The 16,998-nt window shown below is 54.6% G+C and carries 14 protein-coding genes, 1 other RNA gene and 1 pseudogene (1 of these 16 cut by a window edge); 15 read left to right on the top strand and 1 reads right to left on the bottom strand.

The window, feature by feature from the left end; all coding sequences use genetic code 11:
• The first annotated feature begins 72 nt into the window (after positions 1 to 72).
• The gene (locus MYS68_RS29020; protein ID WP_248929140.1) at positions 73 to 2,100 is read left to right on the top strand and encodes a beta-galactosidase; all 2,028 of its coding nucleotides are present in this window, start codon (positions 73 to 75) and stop codon (positions 2,098 to 2,100) included.
• 240 nt (positions 2,101 to 2,340) lie between these two features.
• Positions 2,341 to 2,760, top strand: coding sequence for a YwiB family protein (locus MYS68_RS29015; protein WP_248929139.1), 420 nt, complete (start codon positions 2,341 to 2,343; stop codon positions 2,758 to 2,760).
• Positions 2,761 to 2,927: 167 nt separating this feature from the next.
• Here MYS68_RS29015 and MYS68_RS29010 read toward each other — a convergent pair whose 3' ends face one another.
• Positions 2,928 to 4,121: a S8 family peptidase gene (locus MYS68_RS29010; protein WP_248929138.1), complete on the bottom strand. Its 1,194-nt coding sequence runs from the start codon at positions 4,119 to 4,121 to the stop codon at positions 2,928 to 2,930.
• A 371-nt stretch (positions 4,122 to 4,492) separates the two neighbouring features.
• On the opposite strand from MYS68_RS29010, the gene rpoE reads away from it, so the two are divergent.
• From rpoE to dnaX, 13 genes and pseudogenes are all read left to right on the top strand, one after another.
• Positions 4,493 to 5,074: a DNA-directed RNA polymerase subunit delta gene (gene rpoE / locus MYS68_RS29005; RefSeq protein ID WP_248929137.1), complete on the top strand. Its 582-nt coding sequence runs from the start codon at positions 4,493 to 4,495 to the stop codon at positions 5,072 to 5,074.
• Positions 5,075 to 5,275: 201 nt separating this feature from the next.
• Entirely contained in the window at positions 5,276 to 6,895 is a 1,620-nt protein-coding gene (locus MYS68_RS29000) for a CTP synthase (RefSeq protein WP_248929136.1), read from the top strand.
• A gap of 285 nt (positions 6,896 to 7,180) precedes the next feature.
• A complete protein-coding gene (locus MYS68_RS28995) occupies positions 7,181 to 7,570 on the top strand; it encodes a response regulator (protein WP_248931043.1) in 390 nt (129 codons plus the stop codon).
• 140 nt (positions 7,571 to 7,710) lie between these two features.
• A complete protein-coding gene (fba, locus tag MYS68_RS28990) occupies positions 7,711 to 8,565 on the top strand; it encodes a class II fructose-1,6-bisphosphate aldolase (protein WP_248929135.1) in 855 nt (284 codons plus the stop codon).
• Positions 8,566 to 8,721: 156 nt separating this feature from the next.
• Positions 8,722 to 9,975, top strand: a complete 1,254-nt coding sequence (locus tag MYS68_RS28985; RefSeq protein WP_248929134.1) for a UDP-N-acetylglucosamine 1-carboxyvinyltransferase — start codon at positions 8,722 to 8,724, stop codon at positions 9,973 to 9,975.
• 92 nt (positions 9,976 to 10,067) lie between these two features.
• Positions 10,068 to 11,366: a transcription termination factor Rho gene (gene rho / locus MYS68_RS28980; protein ID WP_248929133.1), complete on the top strand. Its 1,299-nt coding sequence runs from the start codon at positions 10,068 to 10,070 to the stop codon at positions 11,364 to 11,366.
• A 62-nt stretch (positions 11,367 to 11,428) separates the two neighbouring features.
• Positions 11,429 to 12,709 carry a radical SAM family protein gene (locus tag MYS68_RS28975; protein ID WP_248929132.1) on the top strand — a complete coding sequence of 427 codons (1,281 nt, stop codon included), beginning with the start codon at positions 11,429 to 11,431 and terminating at the stop codon, positions 12,707 to 12,709.
• 72 nt (positions 12,710 to 12,781) lie between these two features.
• Entirely contained in the window at positions 12,782 to 12,979 is a 198-nt protein-coding gene (gene rpmE / locus MYS68_RS28970; protein WP_248929131.1) for a 50S ribosomal protein L31, read from the top strand.
• 92 nt (positions 12,980 to 13,071) lie between these two features.
• On the top strand, positions 13,072 to 13,479 hold the full coding sequence (locus MYS68_RS28965; RefSeq protein ID WP_248929130.1) for a hypothetical protein: 408 nt from the start codon (positions 13,072 to 13,074) through the stop codon (positions 13,477 to 13,479).
• A gap of 69 nt (positions 13,480 to 13,548) precedes the next feature.
• Positions 13,549 to 13,814, top strand: an RNA gene (gene ffs / locus MYS68_RS28960) — signal recognition particle sRNA large type.
• Positions 13,815 to 13,966: 152 nt separating this feature from the next.
• Positions 13,967 to 14,158, top strand: a pseudogene (locus MYS68_RS39190) (PAS domain S-box protein); the annotation flags it as partial.
• Positions 14,159 to 14,392: 234 nt separating this feature from the next.
• On the top strand, positions 14,393 to 15,409 hold the full coding sequence (locus MYS68_RS28955) for an ATP-binding protein (RefSeq protein ID WP_420852241.1): 1,017 nt from the start codon (positions 14,393 to 14,395) through the stop codon (positions 15,407 to 15,409).
• A gap of 121 nt (positions 15,410 to 15,530) precedes the next feature.
• On the top strand, positions 15,531 to 16,998 hold the 5' portion of the coding sequence (gene dnaX / locus MYS68_RS28950; protein ID WP_248929128.1) for a DNA polymerase III subunit gamma/tau. Its footprint extends 284 nt past the window's final position; the window shows 1,468 of its 1,752 coding nt (coding positions 1-1,468); it begins with the start codon at positions 15,531 to 15,533; the stop codon falls past the right edge of the window.

The following is a 16,998-nucleotide window of genomic DNA, read 5'->3' as shown; positions in this document are numbered from 1 at the left end:
TACTCCGATTGCACTTGGCCATTCGGCGAGATTATGCTGTTAATATCATTGGATCGTCAGGAGGGCAAACTCATGGTTTCGAAAAATGCGGTGCTTAAGGACATGTTCTATGGAGGCGACTACAACCCGGAGCAGTGGTCCGAAGATGTATGGCAGGATGATATGAGGCTGATGAAAAAAGCCGGCGTCAACATCGTCAGCGTCGGTATTTTCAGCTGGGCGGTGCTGCAGACGAGCCCGGATACGTACGATTTCGGCTGGTTGGACCGGATGATGGATCTGCTCGCGCAAAACGGCATCTATGCCGATCTCGCGACGGCGACTGCATCACCGCCGGCCTGGATGGCGCGCCATTATCCGGATTCGCTGCCGGTCGACGAGAACGGCGTGCGCTACTCGCAGGGGGCGCGGCAGCATTACTGCCCGAACAGCAAGGCGTTCCGGCTGCTGGCGGCAAAGCTCGTCCGCAAGCTGGCCGAGCGGTACAAACATCACCCGGCGCTTGCGATGTGGCACATCAACAACGAATACGGCTGCCACATATCCCGCTGCTATTGCGACCAGTGTGCAGCCGAATTCCGCGTCTGGCTGCAAAAGCGGTACGGTACGCTGGATGAACTGAACGCGCGGTGGGGGACGAATTTCTGGAGCCAGAAATACTACGACTGGGAAGAGATCGGGCTGCCCCGCAAAACGCCGACCTACCCAAACCCGGGGCAGGATCTCGATTATGCCCGCTTCATGTCGGACAGCCTGCTCGAGTGCTACCTTACGGAATACCGCATTCTCCGCGAGGAAACGCCGGGCATTCCGATCATGACCAATTTCATGGGCTTCTTCAAGCCGCTCGATTATTTCGAATGGGCCAAACATATGGACGTCGTGACATGGGACAGCTACCCGGAGCCGACGGCGGGCATTCCGGTCGGAGCGGCGATGGCCCACGATTTGATGCGCAGCCTGAAGGGCGGCGAGCCTTTCATCCTGATGGAGCAGGTGACGAGCCAGGTGAACTGGCGCCGGCACAATCCGGTCAAGCGGCCGGGGGTCATGCGCTTGTGGAGCTACCAGACGGTGGCGCGGGGCGGCGACGGCGTTATGTTTTTCCAGTGGCGCCAGTCCCGGGCCGGAGCGGAGAAGTTTCACGGCGCGATGGTGTCGCATACCGGCGACGAGAACAGCCGCGTCTACCGCGAGGTGGAGCAGCTCGGCAACGAGCTGAAGCGGCTTACGCCGGTTGTAGGTTCGCGGGTCAAGGCGAAGGTGGCGATATTGTTCGACTGGCACAACTGGTGGGCTTTGGAGCTTTCGTCCAAACCGAACTGGGATGTGCGTTATGTAGAGCAGATCGCGCACTACTATAAACCGCTGTTCGAGCAAAATATCGCTGTCGACTTCGTGCAGCCGACCGGCGATTTGAGCGGATACAGCGTTGTGTTCGCCCCGACGCTGTACATGGTGGAGCCGGGCGTAAAGGAAAACCTCGAAAGCTACGTAGCGGGCGGGGGAACGCTGCTCACGACCTTCTTCAGCGGAATGGTCGACGAGAACGACCGGATTCATCTCGGCGGCTACCCGGCGCCGCTGCGCAAGCTGCTCGGACTGACCGTCGAAGAGCTCGATCCGATGCTTCCGGAGCAGACGAACCGGATTGTCGTTTCCGGGCTTGCTCCGGAAGCGGACGGCGAATACGAATGCAGCCTTTGGGCCGATGTGATCCGCCTCGAGGGAGCGCAGGCTCTGGCCGCATTCGCCGAAGATTTTTATGCCGGCGGTCCGGCGGTGACCGTCAATGCCTTCGGCAGCGGCAAAGCCTACTATGTCGGCACTCGGGGCGAGGAGAGCTTCACATCGCGGCTGGTCGCCAAGGTGCTGGCCGATGCCGGCGTGCAGGCTCCGCTTGCCGCGGAGCCCGGCGTAGAGGTGCAGTGCCGCGAGAAGGAAGATCAGCGATTCGTGTTCGTGCTGAACCATTTGCCGCGGCCCGCTTCCATCACGCTGCCCGCAGGCGAGCACCGCGAGCTGATCGGCGGAGAGGCGCTGAGCGGCACGCTGGAGCTGGCTCCGAACGGAGTAGCTGTTATGCAACTGGCCCCGTAACCAATCGTCGTAAACACCGCCCCTTTGCAGGCGGTGTTTTTTGCTGCGACGAAGAGATTTCCCCAAGTATGTGGATATTTTGTGGATAAAGCGGGAGTTAAGGGGAGGAAAATGTGGATAAAGTGGGCGGGGGTGTGAGTGTTTTGTGGATAAAGTTTATGAATGACTCCCTCCGGTTGATCTGGTCGCTTCGCGTAGGATACACTTAAGGCAGCACGATTTGAACGGGAGTGTGTGGATGTGACTTCAAAACAGGCCGTTTCGATCCGGGTTTCCAGCGCCTCTGAAGGGCAGCGTATCGACCAGCGGTATAACGGGGATTTGTATCTCAAAGGAGATTATGCGTATCTTCGATATGCGGAGTCGGAAACGGAACTCGGCAAAACGACGACGGTCATAAAAATAGGGCGCGAAGAAATTCGCATCCTCAGGCAGGGCGACGTGGTCTCGGAGCAGAGCTTTGCAAAAGGGAAACGTCTTGCGGGATATTACGAGACCCCCCGGGGACGGCTCACGCTGGAGACCGAGACGGACTCGATGTCCATCGAGATCGAGGAAGGCATCGGAGTCATACGCTGGAGTTATTTGCTGCTGGCCGGCAACGACCAAGTGGGGCGTTATAGTCTGCAGCTCGACATTCGGCCTGCGGGAGGGGGTTGACGGATCCGGAGCCGGCCGCATGCCTCGAACTTTGGCTGCCGGATGAACGATAAAGCCGCCGTTCCTCGCCGCACATTTTTTCCGGGTACGGATTTCCCGGGCACGCATTGCAGCTTACGGCGGGCGGTCAGACCCCATACCCGCGAATTCGCGCGCCGGCCGAGCGGCTAAGCTTTTCGATTTATATTCACCGCCTTGATGGCGGCTTGAACGGCACGCAGCGCATGAATTTCGCGGACTTCCCCCGATTTTTTGGCCGATTTTGTCAGCGGGACGGCATTTTTTTTCAAAAGCAGCTTCACCTGCGTCGGCCGCAGCGTCGGACGGGATGCGAGCATGAGCGCAATGACGCCCGATACGTGCGAGGTCGCCATCGACGTGCCGGAAAGCTCGTTGTATCGTCCGCGGAGCCAGGTGGAGTATATTTTATCTCCCGGCGCATAAATATCGATAAGCCGGCTTTGATTGCTGAACGGAGCTATTTTGCTGCCCTTGGTGGTGGCGCCCACCGAAATCGTTTGCGAGAAACGGGCCGGATAATCGATCGTCGCCTTTTTCCCTTCGTTGCCGGAAGAAGCGACGACGATCGTACCGGCTTGATAAGCGTTGCGGATGGCCGCCTCCAGCGAGCGGCTGTACGTTTTCATGCCAAAGCTCATATTGATGATGTGCAGGTCGTTATTTACGCACCAGTCGATGCCGTTGATGATATCGGAGACGAACGCGCTTCCCTGATAGTCGAACGCCTTGACCGGATGAATGATCGCGTGGGGGGCGACTCCGACGATGCCGCGCTGCCGGGAAGCGGCTGCGATAGTTCCGGCGATATGAGTCCCGTGACCGTTGTCGTCGTTTGGCAGCATATGCCGCTGGAGCAGGTTGATGCCTCTGGATAACGAATGCCGCAGGTCCGGATGGGAATAATCGACGCCGGTGTCGATGACGCCGACGTGAATTTGCGAGCCTTTCGATTTGGACCAAGCGCGGTGGGCCTTGATGTGGCGGATCCCCCACGGGATGGTCACCTGCTCGCCGATGCTTTTCGACTTCTGCGGCCGTTCGCCGGACTTTGCCTTGATGCCGTGCACTTTCATTTTAATATCGACTTCGACCGAATGGACGTAGGGAGTGCGGGCCACCCGGCTGACGGAGCGCAAATTGCAGGAAATGGCGTTGATGATTTTCAAAAACTGAACGGAGCCGAGGCGCGTGAGCTGAGATTTCAGCCGCCCGATCTGCTTGACGCAGGCCGCGTAATCGCGGCGGGTGTTAAAGCGAATGATGTGGCGCTTCACATCCGCGGTGCCGCCCGTATCTTCGAGCTCGCTGTGAAGCAGCTGGACAAAAAGAGCCGTATTCACGCGTACATTCCTCCGATTTTGCAGATGCTTTCCTGGTTGGTATATAAGGTATGACTTGCGTCCCGAGTTCGCCTGAGCACATGGCCTTTTTCCAAATAAATAGGTTATTGCCGGTGTCAGAAGATAAATCCCGTCATACGATAAATAAGGGGGATTGTGCGATGCCGATCCCTGCTCCGCTTGGGGCATAGGTGGCGGATGCCGTCGCCGCAGCGGATACAGTCAGAGCGAAGAGACGTCCACGTCCTTCGCTTCTTCCATTTTTAGCGGATCCCAGTTGCAATTTTGCATGAAATAAGGTTTACTTAATGAAGATAATGGATATTGTAGTATAGATATAATCGTGAAATTGTTTGAAGGGATGTGCTTGGATGAGCGCGCAGTACACGCTGAAAATCGGCACGGAGCAAGCGAAGGAAATGCCAATGGTCGATCTGGCCTTTGAACTGCTCAAGGCGGCCAATACTCCGTTTTATTACCGCGACCTGATGGCGGAGATCGCTAAGATCAAAGGTCTTTCCGACGAAGAAGTCATGCAGGTGATCGCTCAGCTATATACCGAAATCAATATCGACGGCCGCTTCGCTTGCGTAGGCACCAATCTGTGGGGGCTGAAGCGCTGGTATCCGGTGGAAAAATCCGAGGATGCCGTAGGCAATGCGAAACGTCCGCGCATCATTAACGATGACGACGACGATCTCGACGAAGAGGATATTTTCGAAGAAGAGGAAGATGCGTACGCGGAGGAAGAGGATTTCGATTCCTACGATACGGTGCGCGACGACTTCGATGCCGAGGAAGAAGTCGAAGAAGAAGGCGAGTTCTTCGAGGAAGAGGAGATTGAGGAAGAAGAGCTGGACGATGTCGGTCTGGACGATGCCGAAGAAGACCTCGACGACGAGCTGGATGAAGTCGATGACGAGGAATTGGACGACGAGGATGAGGATAAATAAGGCAGTCAAGAAAGTCGGAGACGTCTCTTGACAGGCCCACCGGTTCAGAGTAAACTATTTTCTGGGCTATTGATAGTTGTTAAAGAATGATGAAGAAATCCAAAGTGCCCCTCTTTGACGGGGGGCGCTTTTTATTTTTTTTGTAGCGGGAAACAATGAACAGTGACCGCTGGTGTTAAAACTTTCAGGAGGGGCTACATAATGACAAAGTACATTTTCGTGACGGGAGGCGTGGTGTCCTCGTTAGGTAAAGGGATCACTGCTGCATCGCTCGGACGGTTGCTCAAAAACAGGGGGCTTAAAGTTACGATTCAAAAATTCGATCCGTACATCAACGTCGATCCGGGTACGATGAGCCCGTATCAGCACGGGGAAGTGTTCGTCACCGACGACGGTGCGGAAACGGATCTCGATCTGGGCCATTATGAACGTTTTATCGATATTAATTTGACGAAAAACAGCAATGTGACCACCGGCAAAATTTATTCCTCGGTTATCGCCAAAGAGCGGCGCGGCGAATATTTGGGCGGCACGGTGCAGGTCATTCCGCACATCACCAACGAGATCAAGGAACGCGTCTTCCGCGCCGGCCGCGAGGCTCATTCCGATGTGGTCATTACGGAAATCGGCGGCACCGTCGGGGATATCGAGAGCTTGCCGTTCCTTGAAGCGATTCGCCAAATCAAAAGCGATATCGGCCGCGATAACGTCATGTACATTCATGTGACGCTGATCCCGTATTTGAAAGCCGCAGGCGAAGTCAAAACGAAGCCGACGCAGCACAGCGTCAAGGAGCTGCGTTCTCTCGGCATTCAGCCGCATGTCGTCGTCTGCCGCACCGAGCACCCGCTCACCGATGAAATGAAGCGCAAGCTGGCGCTGTTCTGCGACATCGACGCCAATGCCGTTATCGAAGCGTGCGACGCGGAAACGCTGTACGAAGTGCCGATGATGCTTCGCGCGCAGGGGCTTGACGACATCGTCGTGAATCATCTGAAGCTGTCGGCGCCTCCTGCGGATATGACGGAATGGCAAGGTTTGATCGACCGCGTCAAATCGCTGAAGCACAAGACGGAAATCGCCATCGTCGGCAAGTACGTCGCACTGCACGACGCCTACTTGTCCATCGTCGAATCGCTCGGTCATGCCGGCATCGACTGCAATACCGAAGTGAACATCCGCTGGATCAACGCGGAAGAAGTATATGACCACAACGTGGACGAACTGCTCGGCGGCGTGCAGGGCATTCTCGTTCCCGGCGGCTTCGGCGACCGCGGCATCGAAGGCAAAGTCGCCGCAATCCGCTACGCAAGGGAACGCCGCATTCCGTTCTTCGGCATTTGCCTCGGCATGCAGGTGGCTGTCGTCGAATTCGCGCGCTCCATGGCCAATCTGAGCGGGGCAAACAGCTCGGAAATCAATCCGACGACGCCATATCCGGTAATCGACCTGCTGCCCGAGCAGAAGGATATCGAGGACCTCGGCGGCACCATGCGCCTCGGCCTGTATCCGTGCAAGCTGGCGGAAGGGTCACTCGCGATGCGCTGCTACGAGGATGAGCTGGTGTATGAGCGCCACCGCCACCGCTACGAATTTAACAATGAGTACCGCGACCTGATCGAATCCGCCGGCCTGAAAATTTCCGGCACCTCCCCGGACGGACGGCTGGTGGAAATCATCGAGTATCCGGACCATCCGTGGTTTCTTGCGGTGCAGTTCCATCCGGAGTTTACGTCCAGGCCTAACCGCCCGCAGCCGTTGTTCCGTCACTTTGTCCGGGCCGCTTTCGAGCACGGGAACGAAGGCGCGGACCGTAAATAATTCTTTTTTTGTAAAAGATTTGAACTGTAAGAAGGAAAACCCGAGCCTCGTAGCGAATGTAACCTATATAGACACGAAAGGACTCTCGAAAGAGAGTTCCTTTGTTTGTCCAAGTGAGCGTATAAAACGGTTTTGCTGAGCCGCCGGCCTTTCCGGAAAGCATCGTCCGGGAAGCCGGGTCAGGCCAGATTCCGCCCATAACCGGCCCTTACAAACCAGACAACCAGAAAGCTTGCGCTAACGAAGCCGGCTTTCCGCCAGGAAAGCCCTTAGGAGGGATTCATGATGAAGAAGAAGCTGCTCATTGTAGACGACCAAAACGGTATCCGTATTTTGCTTATGGAAGTGTTCAGCAGCGAAGGCTACGAAACGTACCAGGCCTCAAACGGAAAGCTGGCGCTCGAGATCGTCAAAAGCGTCTCGCCGGATCTTGTTCTTTTGGATATGAAAATACCAGGCATGGACGGACTGGACATTTTGAAGCATATCAAGCAGATCGATTCTTCCATTAAAGTGATTATGATGACGGCCTATGGAGAGCTTGACATGATTAAGGAAGCGACCGATTTGGGCGCGGTCATGCACTTTACGAAACCTTTCGACATTGACGAGCTCCGGGCGGCGGTGAACAACCAACTGCGCAACACCGACAACGAATATGCGGTAGGATCCTGATTCCGGGGGTCCTTTTTGTTTTATTCCGCATGGTTATCATTTGCAAGGTTATATGGTATAATAACGCAGTATGACAGTTGAGCCGGTGATTTCGCACTCTAGGCTAGCATCTACATATAAAAGGGAGGAACAGAACAACCATGCCACTCGTATCGATGAATGAGTTTTTGCCCAAAGCCAAGGCAAACAAATTTGCAGTCGGCCAATTTAACATGAACAACCTCGAATTTGCCCAAGCCATCATGGAAGCGGCCATCGAGCTCAAATCCCCGTTTATTTACGGTGTCAGCGAAGGCGCCTTGAAATATATGGGTATCGAATTTACCGTAGCGATCGCCGAAGCGGCGGCCAAGAAATCCGGTCTTCCGATCGCACTTCACCTCGACCACGGCAGCAGCTTTGAAGTGGCGATGAAGTGTATCCGCGCCGGATTCAGCTCGGTTATGTTCGACGGATCCCACTACTCTTTCGAAGAAAATATCCGCCTCACGAAGGAAGTGGTCAAAGCCGCTCGTGCGATGGGCGTGTCCGTGGAAGGCGAGCTCGGTACGATCGGCGGGGTAGAAGACGACATCAGCGTGGACGAGGCTGACGCCAACCTGGCCAAGCCGGAGGAAGCGATCCGCTTCTACGAAGAGACCGGCGTAGATTGCCTTGCTATCGCTGTAGGTACGGCGCACGGCATGTATGCCGGCGAGCCGAACATCCGCTTCGATATTATCGAGAAGGTGTCCAGCGCGATTCCGGTACCGGTCGTACTGCACGGCGGCTCCGGCGTTCCGGATGAAATGATCCGCAAATCCATCGCAGCCGGCGTGGGCAAAATCAACGTGAACACCGAGAATCAGGTTGCCTGCACCGATGCGATTCGCGAAGTTCTGAATAAAGACGCGAAAGTATATGATCCTCGCAAATACCTCAGCCCCGCCCGCAAAGCCATGATCGACGTAGTCAAATCCAAGATCGAGCTGTTCGGCAGCGCGAACCAAGCCTAACTTCGAACATCAAACCAGACGGGAAATCCGCCCCGCGAGAGCGGATTTTCCCCCTGCTTTCTTTTTCATTTTATCCGAATCTATCATTAGGCGAACATGCAGCTCAAGATGCAAGCTTTGCCTGAAGGCAAAAGCTCTCAGGAGGAATACGTTTATATGGAAAAACTGATGGTCGCTGGCGGCCGTTCTCTGCGCGGAACGGTTCAGATCAGCGGCGCGAAGAACAGCGCGGTGGCTTTGCTGCCGACGGCTTTGCTGGCCGAAACGGCGATCACGCTGGACAATCTGCCCTCGATCAGCGATGTGGCGGTATATGCCAATCTGCTGTCGGAGCTCGGCGCAACTGTCGAACGGAAGGACGATATGATGACGATCGATCCGACCCACCTTCAATTGAGGCCGATGCCGAACGGCGACGTGAAAAAACTGCGGGCATCCTACTATTTGATGGGCGCGCTTCTGGGCCGGTTCGGCGAAGCGACGGTAGGGCTGCCGGGCGGCTGCAATTTCGAGCCGAGACCGATCGAACAGCACATTAAAGGCTTTGAAGCGCTTGGAGCAACCGTGTCCAACGAGAACGGGTCGCTGAAAATCCGCGCAAAAGAACTTCGCGGAGCGAAAATTTATCTGGACTTGGTCAGCGTAGGGGCAACGATCAACATCATGCTTGCCGCTTCGAAGGCCAAAGGAATTACGATTATCGAAAATGCGGCCAAAGAGCCTGAAATTATAGATGTAGCCACTTTACTTAATTCCATGGGCGCAAAAATCAAAGGCGCCGGCACGGAAACGATTCGGATCGAAGGTGTCGATTCGCTTCACGGGTGCCGCCATTCCATTATTCCCGACCGCATACAAGCGGGTACATACATGATTGCCGCCGCGGCAACGCGCGGCGATGTTGTCGTAGATAATGTCATCCCCAAGCATATGGAGGCTGTTACAGCCAAGCTGCAGGAGATGGGCGCCCACATTTACGAGATGGATGAGTCGATCCGCGTCGTCGGCCAGCAGGAATATGAAAGCGTCGACGTGAAAGCGCTCGTGTATCCGGGGTTTGCCACCGATCTGCAGTCGCCGATGACTACGCTTCTCACTCAGGCCAGGGGTGTCAGCATCTTAACCGACTACGTGTATGGAAATAGATTTAAGCACGTCCCCGAATTAACCCGGATGGGAGCCAAAATCAAGGTCGAAGGCCGTTCCGCCGTCATTGAGGGAAACCGCCTGAGCGCAGCGAAAGTGAAAGCGACCGATTTGCGCGCGGGAGCTGCGCTGGTGATCGCGGGACTGACGGTGGAGGATGGGATTACGGAAATTAGCGGAGTGGAGTATATCGACCGCGGGTACGATAATTTGGTGGCCAACTTGTCGCGGCTCGGAGCCGAAGTTTGGCGCGAGAAGGCATAATGGCCGTGAGGCTGGAATAAATTGCGGTAAAGTTGGGAATTGCTAGAATATAATTTTTAAAGACAAAATTTAATAGTTTGGTGGTTGGTTACATGGATATGCATTTAGCGCAGCTCGAAGCGCTGAAACTGACGGAATTATACAAACTGGCCAAGGAACATCAAATTCCTTCGTACGGCCAAATGAAGAAAAAGGAACTTATTTTTGCCATTCTTCGGGCTCAAGCGGAAAAAGGCGGCCTTATGTTTATGCAGGGCGTCCTTGAGATTTTGCCCGAGGGCTTCGGGTTTTTAAGACCGATCAACTATTTGCCCAGCCCGGAAGACATCTACATTTCCGCCTCGCAGATCCGGAGATTCGATCTTCGGTCAGGGGATTTGGTATCCGGCAAATGCAGACCGCCGAAAGAAAACGAACGTTACTTCGGACTCCTCCATGTGGAGGCCGTCAACGGCGAAGATCCCGAAACCGCATCGGAACGTCTACATTTTCCTGCGCTTACTCCTCTTTATCCGCAAAAGAAAGTGGTTCTAGAAACGTCCCCTTCTCACCTGTCTACCCGCCTTATGGATTTGCTGTCTCCCGTCGGTTTAGGCCAGCGCGGATTGATCGTGGCACCTCCAAAAGCAGGAAAGACGCTGCTTTTGAAAGAAATCGCCAACAGCATTTCGACCAATTATCCGGAAATCGAGCTTTTCGTGCTGCTGATCGACGAAAGGCCGGAGGAAGTAACGGATATGCAGCGTTCGGTAAAAGGGGAAGTTGTTGCGTCCACGTTCGATGAGCTTCCGGAAAATCATATCAAGGTGGCGGAGCTTGTGCTGGAACGGGCACAGCGGCTGGTTGAGCACAAAAAGGACGTGGTCATTTTGCTGGACAGCATCACAAGGCTGGCCAGAGCTTATAACCTCGTCGTGCCGCCGTCCGGGCGAACCTTGTCCGGAGGTATCGATCCGGGAGCGTTCCACCGACCGAAGCGGTTTTTCGGGGCGGCCCGCAACATTGAGGAGGGCGGCAGCCTGACCATTCTCGCTACGGCGCTCATCGAGACCGGTTCACGGATGGACGACGTCATTTACGAGGAGTTCAAGGGAACGGGCAACCTCGAGCTGCATTTGGACCGCAAGCTGGCGGAGCGCCGCATTTTCCCGGCGATCGATATTCGCCGCTCCGGCACGCGCCGCGAGGAGATGCTGCTGACGAAGGAAGAGCTGGAGAAGGTATGGGCGATTCGCAAGAGCATGAACGAGTCGCATGAATACGTCGACGCATTTATTAAGAAGCTCGCAGAAACGAAGACAAACCAGGAGTTTTTGGATACGCTCGATAAAAAAACCGGAACCGGCACTTCCACGCCGCCGACCAAACGGGTGAAAAACTCCGCTTCCTAAGAGTGAGTGAACAAGTGAAGGAACTTCACCATACTTTAAAGCAAACGTTTTGAGGGGAAATTATGAACCTGGTATATGCAGACCGTCAAGGTAATGTGTTCGACCACCCCGACTTTGTCGGGCTTGGCCGCAGTGGCGATCAAGTGACGGAAATATTGGAAGACGAGCTGATTCCGCTGCCGGAAGGAGCGACGCTCGTCAGCTTGCCGGATACGCGGGCTGTCGGCATGGATGCCGAAACCGGCGAGATGAAGCTGGTTCCCGGCGACGTGCAGGCCGTAGGCGCTCTGCTGCCGCAAGGTTTTACACGGCTGCTGCTGCCCGGCTACGTCAAAGCCGACAAGACGAAGCTGCTGCCGCTCTTCGGCTATACGGCGGTCGTGTGGAAGGACGGCGGTTTTTACGTCGCCGCTCGCCAAAGCGACGACCCGGAGCGCTGGAATCCGCTGAACTGCGACCGCGATGAGCTGGAGCTGCAGGTTGAGCGGTTCCGCAAGCAATATCCGGACAATCGCTTATACGGGCATTTGTCCAATTGTGCGCTCGGGTACGAATGTTTGACGGCTTCCAATACGTTTTTGAACCGCTGGGAAGGAGCGGTGCCGGTTTCGTTCGCCTGCAATGCGGGATGCTTCGGATGCATCTCCGAGCAGCCGGAGGACAGCGGATTTCCGGCCCCGCAGACGCGGATGAATTTCAAGCCGACGGTGCAGGAAATCGTCGAAGTGATGCTGCAGCATTTGAAAACGCCGGACAGCATTATCAGCTTCGGCCAAGGCTGCGAAGGAGAACCGTCCACCCAGGCGCCCAGCATCATTGAAGCGATCCGAACCGTGCGCGCGCAAACCGATATGGGCTACATCAACATCAATACGAACGCCGGCCTCACCGATCATATTCGCGGCATCGTCGACGCCGGCCTCGATTTGATGCGGGTCAGCACCATCAGCGCGCTGGACGATCATTATAACGCGTATTACAAACCTCGCGGATATACGCTGAAAAACGTCGAGAAATCGCTCCGCTATGCGGCGGATCAAGGCGTGTACACCTCGATCAACTATTTGATTTTCCCCGGCGTCACCGATCGGGAAGAAGAGATCGAAGCGATGATCGAGTTTGCGCGGCGTACGGACCTGAAGCTGATTCAGCTGAGAAATCTCAATATCGACCCGGAAAGCTACCTGAATTTAATTCCGAAAGCCCGCGGCGAAATCCTCGGGATGAAGCAGATGATCGAGATTTTTCAGGAGGAGCTGCCGGACGTGGTGCTCGGCTCTTACACTCATGTTCCAAAGCCGGAACTGCGCAGAAAAAAGGTTGCATCCCGTTCGCAGGGCTGATATAATCTTTCTATGTGTCTAATGATAACTCTGATTCACATGGTGTTTCAGGGCGTGAAAGAGGTGAAAGGAATGAAACAAGGTATTCATCCGAATTACCAAACAACGACGGTAACATGCGCATGCGGCAACACGTTTGAATCGGGTTCGATCAAGCAAAACCTGCGCGTGGAGATTTGCTCGAACTGCCACCCGTTCTTCACCGGCAAGCAGAAATTCGTCGATGCAGGCGGTCGTGTTGATAAATTCAAGAAGAAATACGGCATCTAAGCTGCCGCTCATTTCCATTCGAAATACGGCATAACAAAACCTCCCATGGTCATCCTAAGTATGAATACTTAGCTGGCAGGGAGGTTTTTTTATTGCTCACTTTTAAACCATGGGCCATGCTGCTCGGGGTTGGGACAACGCTTCTCATCTCGGCCTGTCAAAATCAAGGGAATACGGCAACTCCCGTTCAAAACGAAAATGTCAAAACTTACTCCACCGACGGTTATCTCGGCCTTACGGATGCGAATCCTAATTTGCCCACGGGCCCATCCTATCATACGTATTCGGACGATGTGCGCACGATGCGCTCCGTGATTAAACAAATTCCGGGCGTCCAAAGCTCCAACGTTACGATAAACGGTCCCATAGCCAATGTCCGGCTGCAAGTAGCGACAAATACGAGCGATGCGGAGTTGGATGCAATTCGGCAAAATGCGCAGTCCCAGCTTGCCGCAGCCATGCCGAGGTACAGTGTGCAGGTGACGGTTTCCCGCAGGTAGCCGGCGGTTCTTTTAGCAATTGCTGCCGCACATTGCTATTTCCCTTGGAATCGGCTATACTTATCTTTGCCGTGCTAGACGGGGAGGTAGCGGTGCCCTGTAACCCGCAATCCGCTACAGCGGGGTTGAATTCCTACAAGCGGTATTGTCGATGTGAGGTTTGGGTTTTAAAGCTGGTGTTGAGAGCCGGGTCCTTCGCAATGGATGCCTGTGAACCTGGTCAGGTCCGGAAGGAAGCAGCCATAAGCGGGAAGTTTCATGTGCCGGAGGGTTGCCTTGCTTGAGCCAGCGATAAGAATTCCGCTCGGATCGCAATATCAATTGCAGGTGCACGGTTACATATGGTGAATTAACGAACACTGTGACGAGTCATGATCCGTTATGACGAAGGTACGGTGTTTTTTTTGTGTGGAAGAAGGAAAATGAAAAAAATGGGAGAATTATTCAGGTACTTATTGCTGATGCAGTCTGGTCATGAATTCAGGAGGTGCTCCGGTTGTCTGATCCTGTTATTTTACACGTTTCGCTGGATTCCTTCCGAAAATATGCGGATCGGTATTTGACCCATTCCATCGTGCTTATGGATGAAGAAGGACGAATCAGGTACTGCAATTCGGCATTTACGGAAATCGTCGGCCGCACGGAAAACGAGCTGCACGGGCAAGCCGCCGAACGGTACTTGATAGCAGACCGGCCGTTCGCAGAAATGAAACCGTTTTACAGTGGGAAAAATGGGGGGGATATTGACGATTTACCTATAGTAGCGGTACGGAGCGCATCCGGTTCCTGCCTCACCTTTAAGTGTGAACTTCTTGACATTGAAATTGATCGTTCTCCCTGTTCACTCCTGATTCTTCGGAATCAAGTACCGGGACATAGTTTGACTTTGCTGCAGCAATTTGCCGGGGCTTTTATGAAAGATGTAAATCTGGGGGTTCTGCTGATTGATACGGAATTTAAGCTTATCGACATTAGCGATATGGCTTGCCGGCTGCTCGGATTAATCCGGGAGCGGGTGCTGCATTTGCCGGTCGACGAAATTTTTGCCTCGGTGCCGCCGGAGCATCGATTCGTGGAAAGAACCGTTTTGGATGGGGTGGTCGTCCGAAATCACGCCGTCTCCTGGACACACAATCAGGAGCGCTACGAGCTGCTGCTCGACTCGAATGTGCTTCGCGATCAATCAGGCCGAATCGTCGGCGCTTATATCATGTTCAAAGATGTGACCAATCTTCGATCGTTGGAGCAGCAGGTACAGAGGAGCGACAGGCTTGCCATGATCGGGCAAATTGCCGCCGGAACCGCGCATGAAATCAGGAATCCGCTTACATCGATCAAAGGGTTTTTGCAGGTGCTGCGCAAGACGTTCCAGGACCAAGGGATGGACAAAGAGAGTGGATACACCAATGTCATGCTTACGGAAATCAATCGGATCAACGAGCTCGTCAACGAACTTTTGCTGCTCAGCAAGCCGAAAAACGTGTCCTTCGAAGAAGTCGACATATCCCAGGTGCTGCGCGACATTTTGCCTATCATCAATAATGAAGCGATTTTGCACGGGGTGGTGGTGCATTACGAGGCTTCGTATCCAATGCCTAAGGTGATAGCCGATCGCGAGCTGCTGAAGCAAGTATTTTTGAACATCGGTAAAAACGGCATCGAAGCGATGGTGGACGGCGGGCGCCTCACGATTACGGAGCGTGTGGACCGGGAAGAGAAGCGGGTCAATATCGACATTCACGATACGGGGCCGGGGATACCGCTTTTTGTAATCGACAAAATTTTCGATCCGTTTTTTACGACAAAACCGGAAGGAACCGGATTGGGTTTATCCGTATGCCAGCGCATCATTCATGATATAGGGGGGAGTATTCGCGTATCGACAAAAGGGTTCGGAACCACCTTTACCATTTGTATACCTTACCCATAGCTTTTCAAAAGGTCCTGCTTTCCGGCAAGGGCCTTTTGTGCACGGTCTCCTTCAAATATATACGGCATCTGTAGTATAATAAGTTGAATCATCCATAGAAAGAACCATGGGAGAGACCATTATGGCACATATCGCACTGTATCGAACGTGGAGGCCGCAGGCTTTCCGGGACGTCGTCGGCCAGAAGCACATCATACAGACACTGCAAAATTCTTTGCGCGAAGGCCGCATATCCCATGCGTATTTGTTCAATGGGCCGCGAGGTACGGGAAAAACGAGCATTGCGAAAATTATGGCGAAGGCCGTAAACTGCGAGCATGGACCCGCTGCGGAGCCGTGCAACGAATGCTCGGCGTGCCGGCGCATTACGGAAGGCTCGGTTATGGACGTGCTCGAAATCGATGCCGCCTCGAACCGCGGCGTTGAGGAAATTCGCGATATTCGCGACAAGGTCAAATATGCGCCGACCGAAGTGCGGCATAAGGTGTACATCATCGACGAGGTTCATATGCTGACGACGGAAGCGTTCAACGCGCTTTTGAAGACGCTGGAGGAGCCGCCCGCACACGTGATGTTCATTTTGGCCACGACGGAGCCTCATCGGATACCGGCAACGATCATCTCGCGATGTCAACGATTCGATTTTCGCAGAGTGCCGCTGGAAGAGCAGGTAGAGCGTCTGAACCAGGTGTGCCGGCATGAAAATATCGACGCCGAACCCGAGGCCATCCGCTATATTGCGCGCTTGTCCGACGGCGGCATGCGCGATGCGATCAGCCTGCTCGATCAGATCATGGCGTTTTCGGGCAAACATATATCTTACGCGGATACGCTGGCTATGACCGGCGGCATCGCCTCCGACCAGTTCGAGAAGCTGGCGCAGGCCGTGATGGATCAGGATGTGACCGCGGCGCTGCAGATCATCGACGATTTCATGCAGGAAGGCAAGAGCGCGGATAAGTGCATTGAGAATCTGATTCATTTTTTCCGCGATGTCTTGCTTGTGAAAATGGTCCCGGGATCGCAGGCGGTCACCGAGCGCATTCTTGACATTTCGCGCATGCAGCAGGTGGCTTCGGGTTTTTCGAGCGAGCAGATCATGCGGTATATTGAAGTGCTCAACCATTATCATATGGAAATGAAATATTCGGCCCAGCCCCAAACGTTGTTTGAGGTAGCGATGATGAAGCTGTGCAGCTCGGGAAGCGGGGCTTCATCCGGCGGTGGGGGGGCGGAATCATCGCCGGCCGGCAGCGAGCCCGCGGGAGCGGTCGTCCGCGATTTGCTGGGGCGCATTCAGCGGCTGGAGAGCCAGCTCGCGGAGCTGCAAAAGCAAGCTCCGGTCGCCGCCTCTTCGGCTGCTCCCAGCATGTCAACGCCGGCGCCGTTTCGTTCGCCTTCCGCTCCGGCTGCCACCAAGCGAAGCGTCGAGAAGCTGGACGGCTTCCTGCAAGGAGCGGACGGGGCCGAGATCCGGGCGGTCAAAGGCAAGTGGAGCCAGGTTTTAGCTCGCGTCAAGGAGCAGAAAATCACGGTGCACGCTTGGCTAGTCGACGGAGAGCCCGTGGCGGTTTCGGACGAGCGCCTGC

Source organism: Paenibacillus hamazuiensis (genome assembly GCF_023276405.1).
GTDB lineage: Bacteria > Bacillota > Bacilli > Paenibacillales > NBRC-103111 > Paenibacillus_AF > Paenibacillus_AF hamazuiensis.
Note: the sequence above shows the minus strand (reverse complement) of the source record. Positions and strands in the feature narration are given on the sequence as shown.

Bases quoted from the DNA above. Each gene is read 5' to 3' on its own strand.
- MYS68_RS29020 (WP_248929140.1), top strand. From the start codon at position 73: ATGGTTTCGAAAAATGCGGTGCTTAAGGACATGTTCTATGGAGGCGAC.
- rpoE (WP_248929137.1), top strand. From the start codon at position 4,493: ATGAGCGCGCAGTACACGCTGAAAATCGGCACGGAGCAAGCGAAGGAA.
- MYS68_RS29000 (WP_248929136.1), top strand. From the start codon at position 5,276: ATGACAAAGTACATTTTCGTGACGGGAGGCGTGGTGTCCTCGTTAGGT.
- MYS68_RS28995 (WP_248931043.1), top strand. From the start codon at position 7,181: ATGAAGAAGAAGCTGCTCATTGTAGACGACCAAAACGGTATCCGTATT.
- fba (WP_248929135.1), top strand. From the start codon at position 7,711: ATGCCACTCGTATCGATGAATGAGTTTTTGCCCAAAGCCAAGGCAAAC.
- MYS68_RS28985 (WP_248929134.1), top strand. From the start codon at position 8,722: ATGGAAAAACTGATGGTCGCTGGCGGCCGTTCTCTGCGCGGAACGGTT.
- rho (WP_248929133.1), top strand. From the start codon at position 10,068: ATGGATATGCATTTAGCGCAGCTCGAAGCGCTGAAACTGACGGAATTA.
- MYS68_RS28975 (WP_248929132.1), top strand. From the start codon at position 11,429: ATGAACCTGGTATATGCAGACCGTCAAGGTAATGTGTTCGACCACCCC.
- rpmE (WP_248929131.1), top strand. From the start codon at position 12,782: ATGAAACAAGGTATTCATCCGAATTACCAAACAACGACGGTAACATGC.
- MYS68_RS28955 (WP_420852241.1), top strand. From the start codon at position 14,393: ATGAAAGATGTAAATCTGGGGGTTCTGCTGATTGATACGGAATTTAAG.